We start from the raw sequence: 18,729 nt of genomic DNA, 5'->3' as shown, positions 1-18,729 counted from the left end.
TTATGTCCACTAAAGAGCCGTTGAAGACTACGACGTTGATAGGTTGGATGTGGAAGTGCGGTGACGCATGAAGCTGACCAATACTAATTGCTCGTGAGGCTTGACTATACAACACCCAAACAGTTGTTGTATCAAGCATCAATTGATTCGATATTAAGCAAAATAACTTGATTTAGTTAACGCTTAAGAACAAATGAGAGTATAATTAAGCACTGCTTAGTTCTACTCGCAAGAACTCAGATATGATCTGTTAATAACTCATTTGACCAAGCAACGGCACTGAAAAGATAAGACCAAATGCAAAGTCATAACAGTTGTGCTGGCGACAATAGCAAGAGTGAACCACCTGATCCCTTCCCGAACTCAGAAGTGAAACCTCTTAGCGCTGATGGTAGTGTGGGGTTACCCATGTGAGAGTAAGTCATCGCCAGCTCATTATTCGAAACACCCCCTTCAAAGCGAAGGGGGTGTTTTTTTATGCGCGAAGAAAAAAAGGAAAAAATAAGAAGAAAAGCAGCAGGATAAAATAGGGAAACGAGAGATATTTAAAAAGAAGAAAGCTAAACAGCGCAAAAAATTTACATCAAGGTGAGCTTATATTCTTTATAGTGAAGTTCAGTCTCCAATGTATAAAAACAATAGGATGTACATATGCTCCAAGATCTCGATGAAGTCTCTATTTTAGAGATATTGCAGCAACGCTTTGAGACAAATATGCAGCGTCATCCAGAATTGCTTTGGGATGATGTTAAAAAGCAATTGATTGCACAGCCCTCAAAACTAAAAATTTTAATCGAAATGGAAAAAACAGGCGGTGAGCCAGATATTGTTATGCTGAATCGGCAATCTAATGACCTGATATTTTATGATTGCAGCTTAGAGTCACCAAAGCTTAGACGAAGCTTGTGTTATGACCGTGATGCCTTGGATAATCGGAAGGATCATCCTCCCAAAAATAACGTTATAGACATGGTTCGAGACATCGGTGCTGAGCTACTGACGGAAGAAGACTATCGAGCGATACAGCAAGTTTTTCATTTCGATTTAAAGACTTCGAGTTGGATCGTAACGCCAGCGGATATTCGGCAAAAGGGCGGGGCACTGTTTTGTGACCGACGTTATGATCATGTATTTAGCTACCATAATGGCGCACAGTCATATTATGCGTCTCGTGGATTTCGCTGTAAGCTGGTGATTGCTTAATCTCAGTGCTATCAAGGTATTTAAAACAATCTAGAGTGTTCAAACGAACTTTTCTAAAGATATATTTTCGTTTGTTTTTTAGACATTTAAAATTTTTCTAAACTAAAGATAGAAATAAATGATGGTGTGTCGTTCTGAAGTTTAATGAAAGAATAGAAGAATTAGACCTAAAAACTAGGATATTATGATTTAAAAAAATCAGTTAAATAATCATATATTGATAATGTTTAATAATTAAACTAAAACATGAAAAATAACACAATTAACATGTACTTATAAGTGATTCGATTTATTAAACATACGTCTAATATCCCTAGAAATTACTGTTCCGTATATTCCGTGGCTGTTGAATTTTACTTAAAAATTCAATGAATGTTATGGACAAGTACTCATGGGAGATGAGAACGATGACAACGGAAAAAATAGACATAAATTCTGTAGTCGATAAGGCTAAATTTACCCCGTTCCACTTCAATGTAGTGGCTTGGTGCTTATTGATTATTTTATTTGATGGCTACGATTTAGCGATTAATGGCGTGGTTTTACCATTATTGATGCAAGACTGGGGCTTAACTGCAATGCAAGCGGGGATGCTTGCCAGTACTGCGCTCGCAGGCATGATGTTTGGTGCCATGTTCTTTGGTTCTTTAGCAGATAAGATTGGCCGTAAAAAAGTCATCATGATCTGTATTGTTTTATTTAGTGGTTTGACCTTTGCCGGTGGTTTTGCGTCGAATCCAACAGAATTTGGTATTTTGCGTTTCTTGGCTGGTTTAGGGATTGGCGGTGTAATGCCTAACCTTGTGGCTTTAACGTCTGAATACGCGCCGCAGAAGATGCGTAGCACACTGGTAACGACGATGTTTAGTGGTTATGCAGTCGGTGGTGTGATGGCGGCACTTTTAGGTTCATGGTTCACCCCTGACTTTGGTTGGCAAATCATGTTCTTTATTGCGGGTATTCCACTTTTCCTTTTACCTGTGATTTGGAGATTTTTACCAGAATCTTTGGCATTTATGGTGAAAGAAAACAAACAGGAAAAAGCCCGCAGTATCGTGAAGCGCTTAGCACCTGAAGTGAAAGTGACTGAAAATACAGTGTTCACTTTGCCTCAAGAAAGCGTGCCTGAAGCTGCTAACGTGGTGAGTTTGTTCCGCCGTGGTCGTGCCGTAAATACATTATTGTTTTGGGTGGCGTTCTTTACGTGCCTATTGACCATGTATGCGCTAAGCAGCTGGTTACCAAAACTGATGATGGCAGCCGGTTATTCTATGGATAACAGCTTAATGTTTATGATGGTCATGAACGTGGGCGCAGTTGTGGGTATTGTTGGCGGTGGTATTTTGGCTGACCGTTTCCATTTAAAACCTGTGCTGATGGTTTTGGGTATGATGGGCGCGATTGTGATGAGCTTGATGGGCTTCCAATCAAATCAGTTCTTGCTATACATTTTGGTGTTCTTGGCAGGTGCTGCATCTATTGGTTCGCAAATGCTGCTGTACAGCTATGTGGCGCAGTATTACCCACTTGCTGTACGTTCGACGGGTATTGGTTGGTCTTCTGCAATTGGTCGTATGGGCGCGATTGTAGGGCCGATTCTGATTGGTGGTTTGCTCGGTATGAACTTACCTGCGCATTTCAACTTTATGGCGGTGGGTTTACCTGTACTGATTACTGCGATCGCGGTTGCATTGATCATGCATGAAAACGACAGTGATAAAATTGATGTTAAAGAGGCATCTACAGCGAAAGCCTAAGTTGTGATTCTTTAAAAAGAAAAGCCTCCGAAAGGGGGCTTTTTATGCTCTAATAGAAATGATATTTAGAATATTTAAAATTATGACAAAAGAAAGATGTTTAGAAAAAATGAAATACGTCCGTGATGCCTTTTGGTTTAGTTTAGGTGCTTACGGATTAGCAGTAAAAGAACCAACAAGCCGTTATTTGAGTAATTATAATTTAACAGTATCAGATAAAGAAATATATGTCTTAAGCGGAAATGAAGTAGCTGCTACAGATTGCCTTTTATATAATATTAATTTTTCAAATACTTTAGACAATGGTTCAGCAAAAATGTTTGTTAAACAAACATTTTACTACATGATTTTAGAAACTTTCGAAGCTGCCAAAAGTTATGCTTTTGAAAATAATAAATCTGATCATTTTAGGTCACAAGAATGGTATGCCTTTGCAAGGCATCTTAGAAATGCAATTGGTCATAATGGTGTATGGTCTATAAAAGGAATTCCTAATGATTTGCCTACTACTTTTAGGAATAAAACTATTGATTTGAGTTTTAACGGTCAAGAGCTAGACGACTTTATTGGTTGGGTATATGGATTACAATTGTGTGCGACAATTCAACTGTGGGTTGGAGAGAGTTAATATTTTGTTGTGTTGTTAATTATTTGGTTTTAATTAATCTAATATCTAACTAAGCCCTTATTAATACTATTGTGAGAAAAATATGAACTTTAATTCTATCTCCCCAATCCCTGAAGACGATGAAGAACTGCATCTGCCTGAGCTAGTGTACTGGGCATCTTTAGGTGAACTTGCAGAAGTCGAAAAATCTTTGGCGAATGGCACAGACGTAAACTCTGCCGATGAAGAAGGCTACAGCGCACTGCATGCAGCAGCAGAAAACGGCTATTTAGACGTAGTGAAGCTATTGGTAGGCAAAGGTGCAGATGTAAAGCACAAAACCCAATATACCGCTTTAGAACTTGCAGAAATGGCAGGTCATGACGATGTTGTGGCGTACTTGAAAAGCCTCTAAGTCCGATTGCGCAAAATCATGATCGTGAAATCCTCCAGCTGAATCTGGGGGATTTTTTAATGGGCCATAAATTATTAATAGATAGAAAAAGAAAACCCCGACATCCTGTCGGGGTTTTCTTCGTATTTCGTGTTCTAGATACAACTGCTTGTCATATCTCACGTCCTGATGCAGAAACTTATTGTTATTGTTTTATGTTTCGGAAACTTCCTGTCTCCTGATAACTGTAGATTAGGCCTGTTTCATAAACTTGGAAAGCCGCAATTTTCTGCATGTCATGTAAGCCAAAACGTACAAAATTATTCTGTTACCTTTCCAAAGAAAAATCATCTGATTAATTGATTAGAATCAAATGATTATAAAAGGGAAGGGAACAGTAAATGAAACAATGCATACAATATTTTCGAACGCCTAGCCTGATCGTTGGCATCTTGATGACAGCCGCATGCCATGCGGAAAACACCACAACTACAGCACAAGATCAAACACCAAGCCAAACTCAAAATTCTGCACAAGTCCAGCAAGAACAGGGCTTTAAAATACAAAAAATCGCTCAATTCAATGAGCCTTGGGCCATCCAGCCACTTACAGACGGCCGTTTATTGCTGACTGAAAGAAAAGGTCAGCTAATTATCTTTAATCCTCAAAACCAGCAGAAAATACAGGTGAAAAACCTTCCCAAAGTTGCCTATGGCGGACAAGGCGGCTTAGGTGATATTGCACTCGATCCGCAGTTTGAAAATAATCATCAGATATATCTGAGCTATGCAGAAGCCGGACAGGGCGGTTATGGCGCTGTCATCGAAAAAGCCACATTAAACCTCAATGAAGCTGCGCCAAGTTTAAAACAGCGAAAAATCATTTGGAGGCAAATTCCAAAAGTAGAAGGTCAAGGCCATTATTCACACCGAATGCAGTTTGGCGCAGATGGAAAATTATGGGTGAGTTCGGGCGAACGTCAGAAGTTTGATCCTGCACAAGATCTGCAGTCAAATTTGGGTAAAGTACTGCGCTTAAATAGTGATGGAACACCTGCTGCGGATAATCCATTTCAGACCCAAGGCGAAGTTGCAAAGCAAGTGTGGAGCTTCGGGCACCGTAACCCTTTAGGCATGGCATTTGATGCAAAACAGCAGCTTTGGGTGGCCGAAATGGGCCCGAAAGGCGGTGATGAGTTAAATCTTGTGCAGCGTGCGAAAAACTATGGCTATCCACATGTGTCGAATGGTGATCATTATGATGATCAGCCGATTCCTGATCATCTTACACGGCCTGAATTTGAAGCGCCTGCCATCAGCTGGACACCGGTGATTTCACCGTCGAGTTTGATGTTTTACCAAGGGCAAAAGTTCCCCTTGTGGAAAAATAAAGCGCTGATTGGTGGTTTGTCGTCTCAAGCAATCCTGATTGTGGATACAACACATCAACCGGCAACAGAAATCCAGCGCATCGACATGAAACAGCGGATCCGTGGCTTGATTGAAGCCAAAGATGGTGCCATTTGGGGGATTGAAGACGGTGAAAAAGCATGGTTATTCAAAATTGAGCCAAAATAGCGGCTAAAAAATAAACAAAAAATTCAAAAAATAAAAAAAAGCCCCTACGGGGCTTCTCACATACAGGCCTGCACGAATTTTAAATCTGTTAGCTAAGCCGCATAGTGTTCATCGGCATTAAATGCATTGGCTTGAATTTGAATCAGTTTACGATTTCCTTGCTCTCCATTCATCCGCCAATGCGCAATTTTAATATTATCGACAATCGCAACATCGCCTTTATGCCATTGTAAAAGCAGCGCATCTTTATACATCGCATCAAAAAATTGCTGCTTTTCCGTATCGCTCCATTCAATTTGTTGACCTTCTGGTGTGTAAATTTCCCAAGTTAGTTGCATGCCGTCCGCCGTCGAATCGATTTCAATCTCCCCTCGATTTTCAAAGCAATTTTTCGCGGCCTGATGGGCAAATGGATTGGTATTATTGGCAAAAGCCCACGGCTGAATGACATGCTTTTTTGTATCGGGGTGATGAATCACCAGTGGCGAACGCTGTAAGGTCAGTTTGGCTTTTTTATCTTGTCGAATCTCTAAACTAAACGGGCTCTTTTTCAGCAATAACCGGTCAAACAGTCCCACCTCGCGCGCCGAGACATAAGAAAAATGGTTCCATGCGCCGAGATATTTTTCCTGTAGATGTTTCGGAAAACGCTCCCAAATCTGCTCTAAGTTATTAAATCCTGTTTCTGCCAAATACGTCGAAGGTTCCTGACAAAATAAGGCGATATAACGCGAGCGTTCTGAGCGCACTCCGCCCTCAACATGCGGGCCTTGTACCGAGTTTTCGACTGGACCCAATTGCACTGTGTTGCGATCGATATAACGACGGTAGTCACCTGCGCCGAGCAATTTCTCGCTGTATTTTCGCATCCAAGATGCAACCCAGCTGGGCATATTGGGGTTAAATGCATTCCATGGCGTAAACTGGAAATACTGTTCAATCAGTTGGTTAAATTGTTCGGGTTGCTCGATGTTAAAACCACGAAATAGTAAGATGCCATTTTCATGGATTTGCTGTAAAAGCTCTTGTCGATGCGCGCCAATATATTGTGCAAGATCTTGTGGGCTATTGTGTTCTGGAGCGGCATGAAAAATGCGGGTAAAACTATTCAGTTGTTGCTGTTGCAATTGCATAGGTCATTCTCTAATTTTTTAATTCAATTTTTATTGTTGTCGCCTAATCCCTAAGCGCTGACAGTTCGAGCTGCTGAACTCGTAGCCGCTATTCTGTCTAAAATCTCTGCCGATTATAAGTACAGTTTTACTGTTGCGATGTAAGTATTGTTGATAAATTGCGATTTTTCGACGAATAGAGTGCGATAGCTAAGTGAATGACGACATGAAAAAAGCCCTCGACATCCTATTGCAAAATCAATAAGTATTTGGACACCCATTCTTTTTTAAGTTGGACACTTTAATAAACGTATTCATTAATTTTGCAGTGTTCCTCAGTTGGTAATGTGAATACCATGCCACTCACCAACGAGCTAATACGATTACTTTCAGCCTTACGTTGCTTGGTATTCACCGACAGGGCATAAATGATCATTGTGTCCCGATACATTTTTTCAGGCTCAACTTTATAGTCAATTTCCGCAGCACAAACCATTTTTCTACTAACTTCGTGTGACGCTCTACGATAGACCTCACGATCATCACTAGCCAAAGTCAGCTTTCTTCGTAATTCTTGTGCATACTGCATATATACGCTAACAAATTCAGGGTTATTCCCATATTTGAGCTTTATGTATCCCTCAATATCATCACGCACACCATTACTATTTGCATCAATCCCACCAATGTTTTTTGTTTTATCTTCATTTTTTAGGAATTTTGATGTTCTCACTTCTTTTAGTGAATTCTGAATACTTGGATTAAGAAGCGAGGAACAGGCCATCAAAAATATACTTAAGCAACTCAGTGCAATAACCGCTTTTTTCATAGGAATCATTTTACTTTTTTCGTTTTAGATGCAAAGAGTGTCTGAAAATAAGAGTGTCCAATTAAAAGAAGAATCTGTGTCCAGTACGATATACTATCAAGTGTCCAATTGGGCAAGAATATGCATCCTATCGAGGGCTTTTTCGGATTCATTCTAAAGATATGACTCCTGTCATACCGATCAGCGTTCCTGCTGCATGTGCATTATTTATTTTTATTGCAAGACATCCTGTCTCTGTATGTTCTTACTATAGGCGCGTTGCTGTTGAGGCCATAGGCGTAAATACTGCAAGCGCTGTAGGTAAATGCCTACAGCAGAACATCGCTAAATCCTGCTAGTGTAGTGATCTAAATAACAACAATGAGTTTCGCGCATGCCTGCAACACAAATCGATATACGGATGCAATACAGCATAGAACAAGAACAACAGTTGATAAATGCTGTCTTTAACGCCTTACAACAGAGTTTTCAACTGCCTCGATATGACCGCAATATACGTTTGCAAGTGCATGCGCTACATCGGTTTCAGGTGCTTGATCATTTGACGCAGCCTGAGCGCTTTACACATATCACCATCGATTGTTTTGCGGGACGAACCGTGGCAACCAAGCGTAAGTTATATCAAATGCTGGTGCAAAATTTGGTGGAATTTGGCATTCCGGCCGACCATATCATCATTACCTTACGTGAAAGCCCTCTAGAAAATTGGGGGATACGAGGTGGTCAAGCCGCCTGTGATGTCGATTTAGGTTTTCAGGTCGATGTTTAGTCTGTGCAAATACATGGAATGTTGCTTTCACATCGCCTAAACGAAAAAAGCCCCGACATCCTGTCGGGGCTTTTTCGGATTCATTCTAGCGGTATAACTCCTGTCCTACCGTTAAGCTTCCTGCTCATTGTCTTATCATTGTTGTTTTATGTTCAGTGACATCCTGTCGCTGTATGACCTTAATATAAAAGTAATCCAATAACGTGAATAGTGTCTATTATCCGCATCTAATGTAAGCCAAAACGTACAACACTTAAATTTTAATTCTGACCGTTCCTTCAAGGCATTGCATAGCAGCTAGGCTCTCGACTGCTAGATCTATGTTTCCAAATCGATCTAAACCGCTTTTAAAACAGCTGGAAGCTGGTTTTGAAGTGACTAAAAGCTTTATCAGCGGTGTTACATATTTTTGCGATTAATTGGTTGAATGGTGAACTAATTTATCAGACATTAAAAATTCATAATGAAAAATATACAGGGAATAAGATCGATGCTAAGAACACTTACACAACAACGGACGACGTCAAAACTTCAGCTCGCATTAGGCTGTGCCATTGCGCTTAGTGCTTCAGCAAATTGGGCAGCATCTCCACAAGAGATTAAGAAAATTGCGGAAAGTCAAAAACACAGTTATTTAGAGACCTTGAAAACCTTGGTCAATATTGAATCTGGCAGTAAAGATATTGAGGGTTTGAATCAAATTGCCAAGGTGGTCGCAGAGCAATTAAAAGCCACAGGGGCTGAGGTGAACGTGATTCAGCCCAAAGACATCATGAAACTCGATGGTGCGCCAGATCAGACAGGGCCGATTGTAAAAGCGGTACTAAAAGGCAAAGGTCAAACGAACATTATGTTGTTGGCGCATAACGATACGGTGTATCAAAAGGGTCAATTACAAGGTCAACCGTTTCGTATAGACGGTAATAAAGCCTATGGCTTGGGTATTTTGGATGACAAGCAAGGTGTTGCTGCAGTGATTCATGTCTTGGATATGCTGAAACAGCTGAAGTACCAAGATTACGGCACCATTACAGTGTTAATTAATTCAGATGAAGAAATCAGTTCACCCGGCTCGCGCCAATTGATTATGGATACAGCTCAAAATCAGGATGTTGTCCTCTCCTTTGAAACCGGTGGTTTAGAGGGAAGTTTGATGTTAGCCACCAGTGGGATTGGTGCGGCTTATTTAGATATTAAAGGGCGGGGTTCGCATGCGGGGGTAAAACCTGAAGCAGGGGTCAATGCCTTGACAGAACTGGCTTTTCAGATTCAACAATTGGAAAATCTATCCAATCCGAAAACGGGTTTAAAGCTGAATTGGACTGTTGCGACGGCTGGAAAAACCCGAAATGTGATTCCTGACCATGCGACAGCGCAGGCAGATGCTCGTTCCTTAAAACCACAAGATTTTGCTGAGTTGGAAAAAACCTTGAAGCAAAAAGTCAAAACCAAAAAATTGGCGGAAAGTCAGGTCGAGGTCAAATTTGAAGTCCGTCGACCACCTTTAGAAGCCAGTCCACAAGCCAAAAAATTGGCCGCGACAGCCCAGCAGATTTACACAAACGAATTAAAGCTGCCGATGAAAGTTGAAACGACCGCTTGGGGTGGTGGTACTGATGCCGCTTTTGCTGGGGTTAGTTCGAGAGCCGCGATCATTGAGGGACTAGGCATGTCAGGTGATGGATTACATTCAGATAAAGCTGAATATATTTTGACAGATTCTATCGTACCGCGTTTGTACCTGGTGACGCGTTTAATTGTGGAGAGTTCTAAAAAGTAATCGTATCCGATTGGGTGAGACCCATTGAGCCATGGCCCTGAGTTCGGTTGTGGCTCATGTTAGAGCTATTCTTGTGTAGCATTTGAAATGAAAAAAGCCTCGACATCCTGTCGAGGCTTTTTTCAGATTCATTCTAGCGGTATAACTCCTGTCCTACCGTAAGCTTCCTGCTTAGTCTTATCATTGTTGTTTTATGTTCAGTGACATCCTGTCTCTGTATGTTTTAACTTTATCGTGGATGATGCATGGGGTATAGCTGCCATCTGCCGAAAATAATGTAAGCCTGAACTTACAAAAGGCGGCATCTATCACGCGAACGGCAAGAATTAAGCACTCACATATTGCAGTAATTTTTTGAAAATCGCTTTAACCGCTTTGTTGTCAAATTCATTCGGTTCAAATTTATCTGCTTGATTACGCGTGAAAATGTCACGAATTTCAACCACAGCATTACTGTCAATTAAGCCCAATTGGGTTGCCACTTGGCGAATTTGATCAATTGAACGTGAACCATTGGTGCCACCATAGCTAACGTATGCCGCAGGTTTTCCTCCCCATTCTTTACCGAGGTAATCCAATGCATTTTTGAGCGCAGGGCTGTAGCCGTGGTTATATTCAGGGCTAATGAAAATAAATGCGTCGCCTTGTGCGATTTTATCTGCCCATGCTTGTTGTTTGGGTTGGTCATAAATCCCGGTTAATGGTGGATGTGCGCCTGCAAAAATAGGCAGATCCCATTCTTTTAAATCGACAATTTCAGTTTCTACGGTACTGTAGTCATAGCTTTCGATTTCTGAAAGTAGCCAGTTTGCAATCTTAATTGCCGTACGGCCTTCGCGGACACTGCCGACAATAATATGAAGTTTCATCGTATTTCCCGTCTTGTTTTAAAGTCTTGCATTAAATTAATATGAAAACGGTCCGTTACATATACAGAAAATGTATCGAGTCGATTGATAGTTATAAAAATAGTGATAAAAAAAAGCTCCCGAAGGAGCTTTTTATTTGCTGAAACTTAGATCAGTTTCACGCCTTGTTGACCGGCAGGGGTCACTTTGAAAATTTCAACTTCAAAGGTGATATTTTTACCGGCTAGAGGGTGGTTGAAATCCACTTCGGTAATGTCTTCACCTACAGTTTTGATCACCCCATACAGACTTTGTTTGGCTTTATCTTCAAACTCAATCATATGGCCTTCAACAGGACGTTGCTCAAATTTGACAGTATCAAATTTTTGTACGTTTTCCGGGTTCCATGGACCAAAAGCATCTTCAGGAGGAAGGCTCACAGTACGGCGGTCACCTGCACGTAAACCGAATAAAGCTTTCTCAAAACCCGGTAATAAGCTGCCATCACCCATGACAAGGCTGACAGGTTCAGCACGGCTACGGGTATTGTCAATTTCTACGCCATTTTCAATAGCAACAGAAAAGTGAAGGTCTACTTTAGAGCCTTCTTCAATACGAGTTTCCTCGTTAGGATTGATAAAATCAGTCATTTTGCGCTTCCGCACGTTGAATTCGGTGTTTTTCTAAGAAAAACGTATCGATAAGAAGCAGGATCGTGCCTAAAGTAATGGCACTGTCTGCAATATTAAATGCAGGAAAGTGGCTGTTGTTGTAATACACGTGAATGAAATCCACCACATAACCTAAAGATACACGGTCAATTAAGTTGCCGATTGCGCCACCTAAAATCAGGGCAATGGCAATCGGAAGGACTTTCACGTTTTTTGGCATACGCATGAGCCAAAATACAAAAATGACAGACACAAGTCCTGCGAGTGAAGTAAAGAAATAACGTTGCCATCCACCGGCATCGGACAAGAAACTAAAGGCAGCGCCATAGTTATGTAGTAATGTCCAATTTAAAAAGGGCATGACAGGTACAGGATCTGCGTAGTTCAGATGTGTACTTGCAATCCATTTGGTCCATTGATCCAAAATAATGGCAACAATGGATAAGCCCACCCACACTAAATTGTGTGGGTAGAATTGAAAGAAGCCCTTTTTTTCTTGTGGATTAGGCATATTTTCTCTCTTCGCCTTGACCTGTAGGAAGGTTAATAATACAACGAGAACAAAGACCTGGATGTTCGTGATGTGTATTCACATCTGGCAGTACATGCCAGCAGCGTGCACATTTTTCACCGTCAGCAGCAGAGACTTTGACATTTAAACCATCAAGGTCAGAGGCTTCACCTTGCGCTGCATCAAACTCATTGACAATCACTTGAGAAGTGATGAGGACAAAACGCAGTTCTTCACCGAATTTGTCTAAAACAGCTTTCAGCTCAGCATTGGCCCAAAGTTCAACTTTGGCAGACAAGTTTGAACCCACAGTTTTTGCAGTACGTGCAGCTTCAATAAACTTGTTCACTGCAGATTTGACAGTGATTAAGGTTTGCCATTCAGCTTCAGTCACCAGATTCGCTGTAGAAGCTACAGGAATGTCATACCACTCCGCAGTAAATACATATTTCTCAGACTGCTCTGGAATCAGTGGCCAAGCTTCTTGTGCGGTGAAACTCAAGATTGGAGACATCCAGCGGACAAAGGCTTGAACCAAGTGATACAACGCAGTTTGTGCAGAATGACGCGCTGCAGAGTCTGCTTTGGTGGTGTATTGACGGTCTTTGATGATGTCGAGGTAGAAACCACCCAAGTCATTAATACAGAAGTTGGTCAATGCGCTGGTCACGATATGGAAGTTCATATCTTCATAGGCTTGCTGAATGGTTTTTTGCACTTCCGCAGCACGTTGCAAGATGTATTGATCCAGTGCGATCAATTGATCGACAGGCAAAGCATCAGTCGATGGTTTGAAGCCATTCAAGTTCGCCAACAAGAAACGCAACGTATTACGGATACGGCGGTAACCATCTGATGCACGGCTAAAGATTTCTTTACCTGCAGTCATTTCATAACGGTAGTCTGCAGACGCAATCCAGAAACGTAGGCCATCTGCACCCATGTCTTTAATGATGTCTTGCGGAGTGATCACGTTACCGATCGACTTCGACATTTTGCGGCCTTTTTCGTCCACAACGAAGCCGTGAGTCAATAAGCCTTTGTACGGTGCGCGGTTATTAATCGCCATAGATGTTAACAATGAAGATTGGAACCAGCCACGATGTTGGTCAGAACCTTCAAGGTACAAGTCAGCAGGGTCTTGCAATTCTTCACGTTCACGAAGTACTGCAAAGTGTGTTGTTCCAGAGTCGAACCATACGTCTAAAGTGTCACGTACAGCATTGTACTGCTCTGCATCTGCACCGATAAACTCAGACGCATCACGGTTATACCAACCATCAATACCTTCTTGTTCAATCAGCTTCGCGACTTCTTCGATTAGCTCAGGGGTACGCGGGTGAAGTTCGTTGGTATCTTTATGCACGAAGAATGGAATTGGCACGCCCCATGTACGTTGACGTGAGATACACCAATCTGGACGACCTTCAATCATCGATTGGATACGGTTTTTACCCCAATCCGGTACGAAGCTGATGTCATTTTCAATCGCGTTCAATGCACCTTGGCGTAAACCTTTTGCATCCATGCTGATGAACCATTGCGGTGTTGCACGGAAGATAATCGGTGTTTTATGGCGCCAGCAATGTGGGTAGCTATGTTTGATCACCACATGTGCCCAAAGTTTGCCTGCTTCGGTTAAAGCAGCAATGATTTTTGGATTGGCTTTGTAGATGTGTTCGCCTGCAAAAATTGGCGCAGTCGGTAAATATACACCGTTGCCGCCAACTGGATTGTCGACTTTCAGGTTGTACTGTAAGCCAACTTTATAGTCGTCCACACCATGGCCTGGCGCGGTATGCACAGCACCTGTACCACTGCCGTCTGTGACATGCTCACCCAAAATCACTGGCACTTGGCGTTCAGCAATTAACGGATGTTGTAGTACTAGATTTTCAAGTTTTGCACCAGCAAATTCAGCAATCACTTCTACTGCGTTAAAACCATAACGCTGCGTTGCAGATTCAACCAATGATTTTGCAAGGATGAAGTTTTGCGCTGCTTTGTCTTCGCCAGTTGCTTTCACCAATTGGTATTCAAGCTCAGCGTGTAGAGCAACCGCTTGGTTGGCAGGCATGGTCCAAGGCGTAGTTGTCCAGATCACGATATCTGTAGAATCGCTAACTGTAACACCTAGGCGTGCAGATAAATCAGCTAAATCAACAACGCTAAAACCAACGTCAATCGCATCTGATTTTTTGTCTTCGTATTCCACTTCAGCTTCAGCTAAGGCAGAACCACAGTCCAAACACCAGTTCACAGGTTTAAGACCCGGCTCAATATGGCCTGCTTTGGCAATCTCACCGAGCGAACGAACGATGTCGGCTTCTTGTTTGAAGTTCATGGTGAGGTACGGGTTGTCCCAATCACCAAATACGCCCATACGCACGAAGTCTTTCTTTTGTAATTCGACTTGGGTGTAAGCATATTCACGGCATGCTTTACGGAAAGTTGAGGCATCTACTTTCACGCCGACTTTACCGACTTTTTCTTCAACTTTCAGTTCGATTGGAAGACCGTGACAGTCCCAGCCCGGCACATACGGCGCGTCAAAACCGTCCATTACACGGCTTTTGATGATGATGTCTTTCAGGACTTTGTTTACCGCATGGCCTAAGTGGATTTGGCCATTTGCGTATGGAGGGCCGTCATGAAGCACATATTTTTTCTTGCCAATACGCGATGCACGAATCTGCTGATAAATGTTGTCGGCATACCACTCTTCTAACCATTTCGCTTCACGTACTGCGAGATTTGCTTTCATCGCAAATTCAGTACCTGGGAGGTTTAGCGTGGCTTTATAATCCACTGCATTTTCAGGAGTTTGCTTATCGCTCATGCAAGTTGTCTTCCAAATTTATCAGCCCGTTGACTGACGCGTTTTACAATAAATAATCGGGGTTTAAAAGGGGAAATGAGGGTGCTGACCTCGAAACTCAAGGAGTTTTTCGACGTCGTCATCAATTCCGGCTTTCAATGCTTCAAGCGAAGGGTAGTCCTTTTCGCCATGTAAAAAGTTCAAGAACGTCACCCGCATTAACAGGCCATACAGATTAGCAGAAACATCAGGAAAATGTACTTCTAATCGCCATTCAGGATGTTCCTGTTTAATTGCGGGACGCGTACCAACATGCCCTGCACCAAACAGGGCAGAGGGTGCATAACCTGCAACCCCTAATTTGTCAGCATTTTCGTTTTTTACTTTATCTGTTAAAGATTCGGTTTCACAAATGACATCGACTGCATAAATGCCATTTAAACAAGGTTTATGACGGTTTAAACGCACATTAATGGTAGGAAAATTAATGGTGCGACCGATTTGATCGCCATACTGCACACGACCGGTGATGCTATAAGGACGACCTAAAAGTTTTGCGGCATGGGCAAGGTCGCCTGCTTGTAATGTCTGACGAACCAGTGTCGAACTGACACGTTCGCCATCAACTTCGACATTTTGCAGGGCTGTGACTTGGAAGCCGTATTGGCGTAAAAATTCGCTATTGCCTTGACGGTTTTTGCCAAAGTGGTGATCTTCGCCCAAAACTAAACTTTGTGTATTGAGCTTATTTTTTAAAATATCGGCAAATTCTTCAGCGCTGAGATTACGAAAGGCATTGTCAAATTTCGCCACCACAATATAGTCGACGCCCAGTTCAGTTAAATATTCGACTTTTTCACGTAGTGAACTGATTCGAGGTGGAGCGTCATAAGCTTTAAAGAATTCAAGTGGTTGTGGCTCAAAAATCATCACAGCTGTTTTTAAGTTTTGTTGCTGTGCTATGTCTTTGAGCTGGCTGACCATCGCTTGATGACCCAAATGTACGCCATCAAAATTGCCAATGGTCACGGCAGTTTTGGGGAGTTCTAAGTGGGGCGCTAAAGCATTCAGACGGAGCAGCTTCATGGGCGAATCAATTGTTGAAAATGTTTGAGGGCTATATATTGCCATAATCTTCTGCGTTCGTCTTGTTGTTGTGTTTTTACTCAAGTTTTTTTATGCAGAGATGAATTTATTATCAGTAAAATAAATTATAAAAATAAATATTAATAAATTTTTCTTATTTAATGGTGTGCTTAAACTATAGACATTCCATTTTGATGAGCATCATGCGATGAAAATGCCATTTTATCAACTCCAGCATAAACAAGACTTGATTCGTCATTTCACCCCAAACTGGTTTACGGTGGTGATGGGCACAGGTGTGGTGGCCCTCATTTTACCATCTATAGCGGTGGCGCCGCAGTGGATGTGGTCCTTCGGAGCAGCGCTGTGGCAGATCAGCATCGTGTTGTTCATATTGTTTAGTGGGATGTATCTCAGCCGATGGATATTGTACCCACAAGCAGATTTTCCAGCATCCAGTGATGAGTTTATTTCTTGGGGCGATCCCCATGGCACTGGCAACCCTGATCAATGGCGCATTGAAATTTGGCACCACGCTATACACAGAGTTTTTGGGCATGAGCATCATCACATGGGCTGAATATTTATGGTATGTCGATGTGTTGATGTCAATAGCGATTGCATGGTGTGTTCCATTTCTGATGTTTAGTCGTCAGCAACATGCGCTGCAAGGCATGACCGCAGTATGGTTATTGCCGATAGTGGCTTGCGAGGTGGTTGCCAGTTCAGGCGGTTTATTGTTGGCGCATTTACCTGCACAGGCCCATTCTGTCCATATTTTGCTGGGGAGTTATCTGCTTTGGGGGATCTCAGTATTTCCTGCATTTGCCATCTTAAGCATCTTGTTGCTGCGTCTGGCTTTACATCAATTGCCAAGTAAGGAAATGGCGATCAGCAGTTGGTTGGCCTTAGGACCGATTGGGACAGGGGCTTTAGCGCTGTTACTTTTGGGCGAGCAAGCCCCACGTATTTTGACAGCAGTAGACTTGGCAGATTTAGGACAGGTGTTGCTTCAAGGCGGCGTGTTCGCAGCCCTTGTTCTGCTCGGATTTGGTGTATGGTGGTTTGGAATCGCTATACTCATCACACTAAAACATTTACGAGATTTACCCTTTAATCTCGGGTGGTGGGCGATGACGTTTCCATTCGGCGTTTTTAGTTTAGCAGTCATCAATTTGGCGGAACAGACGCAATTACACGCTATTCAACAGTTCGGTACTTTTTTTGCAGTATTGCTCTGTACGCTTTGGTTATTGGTGATGCTGAAAACCATACAAGGGTTTTATCGCGGCAGCTTATTTTTTTCTCCGTGTTTAAAAGCGTATTGTGATGCTCAGCGCGCATCTTAATTGATGTCGGGTGAATGTAAATCCGTTGAAGAAAAATATAGCGCGTTGGCTTTGACGGATTTCAGCAAACAAATATAGAGCTTGTGCAAGCGTGTGATGCAGTTACGTTATTTTGCTATCCAAGCAAAACATTCATGTATAAAATTTGCGCGTATTTTCGAGAGATCAACTGGCTTCGAGATATAAACTTGCTTGAAGTGTAGGAACTAGAGCAAGGCATATGGATTAAAACAAAAAAGATAAAAATAAGGATCGAATTATGTGTAATCAAACCCGTTTTTGGGATGATGCCAAAGGATTATTAGAAGAGTGGTACGTCGCTTGTACCTCTAAAGAACTCAAAAAAGATCAACCTTTTTCAGCCACCCTGTATGGTAAAAAATTTGTTCTGTTCCGACAAAAAGATGGAACAGCCGCTGCATTGCTCGATCAATGTGTGCATCGTGGTGTGCCTTTGTCTAAGGGTAAAATGACCGATGGCTGCGTGACATGTCCATATCATGGTTGGTCGTATCAGGGCGATGGGCATGTGGCGCATATTCCTAGTGTCAATGGACAATTTTTTCCAGAAAAACCGCATCCCTTTAAACAGCGTAGTTTTGATGTATGTGAGCAAGATGGGGTGGTATGGATTTATCTCGGTGAAAAGCCCAAACAGGAACGCCCGGAAATATTTAAATTACCGTTTTATGATCAAGCCGGCTGGGTCAGCTATTACATGGTCGGCAGTTATGATGGCGAGATGGGCGCTGTTGCACAGAATATAATGGATGTAACCCATACCATATTTGTCCATGAAGGCTGGTTTCGTTCAGAGTCGGGAAAAGCCGTGGATGCCACCATAGATGTCGGGCCGCGCAAAGTAGTCGTTGACTATCATGACCATGATGCAGATGTCGGCATGATGCCATGGCTGACCAATCCGCATGGTGCTGAACAGGTCCACCGCGACAGTTTTATCGCGCCGAATATTACCTTGGTGGAATACCATTGGGGAGAGCCATCGGGCATGGTGTTTAATAGTCTGATTAGCCCTGTGGGACCGTATGAGTCAAGGGTTTATACCTGTGTTAGTTATAAATTTCCGATTCCAAAATTGTTGTCTAAGGCATTGATGCCTGCTGTGAATGCCTATATTTGGGTCGTGAATAAACAAGACATTAAAATTTTGTCAGCGCGAAGAGCTGGGATCGAGCATATGCCAATGACCCATTCGCATAGTGTACGAGGGGATATGGCACATATTGCCTTAGAGAAGATTTTAGATGCCTTACGTCATGACCAACAATTGGCACCGTCATTTATTGGCAAACGTCCGATGCAATTTCAAATTTGATAACAGTCGAATCTGTTTGAGGAGTTTATTTTTCTGAGCAATGTGATTTTGGAAGATGATTTTTTCTGCGCACGTGCAAATG

General features: G+C 42.2%; 15 protein-coding genes, 2 rRNA genes and 1 pseudogene. 11 read left to right on the top strand and 7 right to left on the bottom strand.

Going from position 1 to position 18,729, the window contains the following annotated elements:
• The 7 genes from FTU12_RS02870 to FTU12_RS02840 form a co-directional block, all read left to right on the top strand.
• Window positions 1-108 (top strand): 23S ribosomal RNA (locus tag FTU12_RS02870); the annotation flags it as partial.
• A gap of 210 nt (window positions 109-318) precedes the next feature.
• Window positions 319-433: ribosomal RNA gene (rrf, locus tag FTU12_RS02865) — 5S ribosomal RNA — on the top strand.
• A 218-nt stretch (window positions 434-651) separates the two neighbouring features.
• Window positions 652-1,203 carry a DUF4256 domain-containing protein gene (locus tag FTU12_RS02860; RefSeq protein ID WP_111886055.1) on the top strand — a complete coding sequence of 184 codons (552 nt, stop codon included), beginning with the start codon at window positions 652-654 and terminating at the stop codon, window positions 1,201-1,203.
• A gap of 407 nt (window positions 1,204-1,610) precedes the next feature.
• On the top strand, window positions 1,611-2,960 hold the full coding sequence (locus FTU12_RS02855; protein WP_180113695.1) for an aromatic acid/H+ symport family MFS transporter: 1,350 nt from the start codon (window positions 1,611-1,613) through the stop codon (window positions 2,958-2,960).
• A gap of 82 nt (window positions 2,961-3,042) precedes the next feature.
• On the top strand, window positions 3,043-3,588 hold the full coding sequence (locus FTU12_RS02850; RefSeq protein WP_180113694.1) for a hypothetical protein: 546 nt from the start codon (window positions 3,043-3,045) through the stop codon (window positions 3,586-3,588).
• A gap of 82 nt (window positions 3,589-3,670) precedes the next feature.
• The gene (locus FTU12_RS02845; protein WP_180022952.1) at window positions 3,671-3,982 is read left to right on the top strand and encodes an ankyrin repeat domain-containing protein; all 312 of its coding nucleotides are present in this window, start codon (window positions 3,671-3,673) and stop codon (window positions 3,980-3,982) included.
• A gap of 380 nt (window positions 3,983-4,362) precedes the next feature.
• A complete protein-coding gene (locus tag FTU12_RS02840; RefSeq protein ID WP_373684131.1) occupies window positions 4,363-5,538 on the top strand; it encodes a PQQ-dependent sugar dehydrogenase in 1,176 nt (391 codons plus the stop codon).
• Between the two features lie 92 nt (window positions 5,539-5,630).
• Here the strand turns inward: FTU12_RS02840 and FTU12_RS02835 are convergent, their stop codons facing one another.
• Together FTU12_RS02835 and FTU12_RS02830 are read right to left on the bottom strand one after the other, a co-directional pair.
• Entirely contained in the window at window positions 5,631-6,671 is a 1,041-nt protein-coding gene (locus FTU12_RS02835) for a TauD/TfdA family dioxygenase (protein ID WP_180113693.1), read from the bottom strand.
• A gap of 280 nt (window positions 6,672-6,951) precedes the next feature.
• Window positions 6,952-7,479, bottom strand: coding sequence for a hypothetical protein (locus tag FTU12_RS02830; RefSeq protein ID WP_180113692.1), 528 nt, complete (start codon window positions 7,477-7,479; stop codon window positions 6,952-6,954).
• A gap of 373 nt (window positions 7,480-7,852) precedes the next feature.
• On the opposite strand from FTU12_RS02830, the gene FTU12_RS02825 reads away from it, so the two are divergent.
• Window positions 7,853-8,248 (top strand): tautomerase family protein, encoded by a 396-nt coding sequence (locus FTU12_RS02825; protein ID WP_180056167.1) that lies wholly within the window; start codon window positions 7,853-7,855, stop codon window positions 8,246-8,248.
• A gap of 490 nt (window positions 8,249-8,738) precedes the next feature.
• Window positions 8,739-10,028 (top strand): glutamate carboxypeptidase, encoded by a 1,290-nt coding sequence (locus FTU12_RS02820; protein ID WP_180113691.1) that lies wholly within the window; start codon window positions 8,739-8,741, stop codon window positions 10,026-10,028.
• Between the two features lie 326 nt (window positions 10,029-10,354).
• Here the strand turns inward: FTU12_RS02820 and FTU12_RS02815 are convergent, their stop codons facing one another.
• The 5 genes from FTU12_RS02815 to ribF all read right to left on the bottom strand — a co-directional run bounded on the left by FTU12_RS02815 (window position 10,355) and on the right by ribF (window position 15,962).
• Entirely contained in the window at window positions 10,355-10,897 is a 543-nt protein-coding gene (locus tag FTU12_RS02815) for an NADPH-dependent FMN reductase (RefSeq protein ID WP_078190657.1), read from the bottom strand.
• 146 nt (window positions 10,898-11,043) lie between these two features.
• A complete protein-coding gene (locus FTU12_RS02810) occupies window positions 11,044-11,526 on the bottom strand; it encodes a peptidylprolyl isomerase (protein ID WP_078190656.1) in 483 nt (160 codons plus the stop codon).
• On the bottom strand, window positions 11,519-12,058 hold the full coding sequence (lspA, locus tag FTU12_RS02805; RefSeq protein WP_078190655.1) for a signal peptidase II: 540 nt from the start codon (window positions 12,056-12,058) through the stop codon (window positions 11,519-11,521). Before lspA ends, FTU12_RS02810 begins: the two co-directional genes overlap by 8 nt.
• Window positions 12,051-14,897: an isoleucine--tRNA ligase gene (gene ileS, locus FTU12_RS02800; RefSeq protein WP_111886017.1), complete on the bottom strand. Its 2,847-nt coding sequence runs from the start codon at window positions 14,895-14,897 to the stop codon at window positions 12,051-12,053. The genes lspA and ileS overlap by 8 nt, the downstream gene beginning before the upstream one ends.
• 63 nt (window positions 14,898-14,960) lie before the next feature.
• A complete protein-coding gene (gene ribF, locus FTU12_RS02795; protein ID WP_168379800.1) occupies window positions 14,961-15,962 on the bottom strand; it encodes a riboflavin biosynthesis protein RibF in 1,002 nt (333 codons plus the stop codon).
• A gap of 208 nt (window positions 15,963-16,170) precedes the next feature.
• Between ribF and FTU12_RS02790 the strand changes: the two are divergent.
• Window positions 16,171-17,311, top strand: a pseudogene (locus tag FTU12_RS02790) (TDT family transporter).
• 259 nt (window positions 17,312-17,570) lie between these two features.
• Window positions 17,571-18,647, top strand: coding sequence for an aromatic ring-hydroxylating dioxygenase subunit alpha (locus FTU12_RS02785; protein ID WP_180110313.1), 1,077 nt, complete (start codon window positions 17,571-17,573; stop codon window positions 18,645-18,647).
• Window positions 18,648-18,729 lie beyond the last annotated feature (82 nt).

It is taken from the genome of Acinetobacter sp. YH12063 (assembly GCF_013419715.1).
Taxonomy (GTDB): Bacteria; Pseudomonadota; Gammaproteobacteria; order Pseudomonadales; family Moraxellaceae; genus Acinetobacter; species Acinetobacter amyesii.
Note: the sequence above shows the minus strand (reverse complement) of the source record. Positions and strands in the feature narration are given on the sequence as shown.

Excerpts from the sequence above, each read along its gene's own strand:
- FTU12_RS02835 (WP_180113693.1), bottom strand. The coding sequence starts at position 6,671 with ATGCAATTGCAACAGCAACAACTGAATAGTTTTACCCGCATTTTTCAT.
- FTU12_RS02810 (WP_078190656.1), bottom strand. The coding sequence starts at position 11,526 with ATGACTGATTTTATCAATCCTAACGAGGAAACTCGTATTGAAGAAGGC.
- FTU12_RS02860 (WP_111886055.1), top strand. The coding sequence starts at position 652 with ATGCTCCAAGATCTCGATGAAGTCTCTATTTTAGAGATATTGCAGCAA.
- FTU12_RS02840 (WP_373684131.1), top strand. The coding sequence starts at position 4,363 with ATGAAACAATGCATACAATATTTTCGAACGCCTAGCCTGATCGTTGGC.
- FTU12_RS02825 (WP_180056167.1), top strand. The coding sequence starts at position 7,853 with ATGCCTGCAACACAAATCGATATACGGATGCAATACAGCATAGAACAA.
- FTU12_RS02815 (WP_078190657.1), bottom strand. The coding sequence starts at position 10,897 with ATGAAACTTCATATTATTGTCGGCAGTGTCCGCGAAGGCCGTACGGCA.
- ileS (WP_111886017.1), bottom strand. The coding sequence starts at position 14,897 with ATGAGCGATAAGCAAACTCCTGAAAATGCAGTGGATTATAAAGCCACG.
- FTU12_RS02785 (WP_180110313.1), top strand. The coding sequence starts at position 17,571 with ATGTGTAATCAAACCCGTTTTTGGGATGATGCCAAAGGATTATTAGAA.
- FTU12_RS02850 (WP_180113694.1), top strand. The coding sequence starts at position 3,043 with ATGACAAAAGAAAGATGTTTAGAAAAAATGAAATACGTCCGTGATGCC.
- FTU12_RS02845 (WP_180022952.1), top strand. The coding sequence starts at position 3,671 with ATGAACTTTAATTCTATCTCCCCAATCCCTGAAGACGATGAAGAACTG.
- FTU12_RS02830 (WP_180113692.1), bottom strand. The coding sequence starts at position 7,479 with ATGAAAAAAGCGGTTATTGCACTGAGTTGCTTAAGTATATTTTTGATG.
- FTU12_RS02820 (WP_180113691.1), top strand. The coding sequence starts at position 8,739 with ATGCTAAGAACACTTACACAACAACGGACGACGTCAAAACTTCAGCTC.
- lspA (WP_078190655.1), bottom strand. The coding sequence starts at position 12,058 with ATGCCTAATCCACAAGAAAAAAAGGGCTTCTTTCAATTCTACCCACAC.
- ribF (WP_168379800.1), bottom strand. The coding sequence starts at position 15,962 with ATGAAGCTGCTCCGTCTGAATGCTTTAGCGCCCCACTTAGAACTCCCC.
- FTU12_RS02855 (WP_180113695.1), top strand. The coding sequence starts at position 1,611 with ATGACAACGGAAAAAATAGACATAAATTCTGTAGTCGATAAGGCTAAA.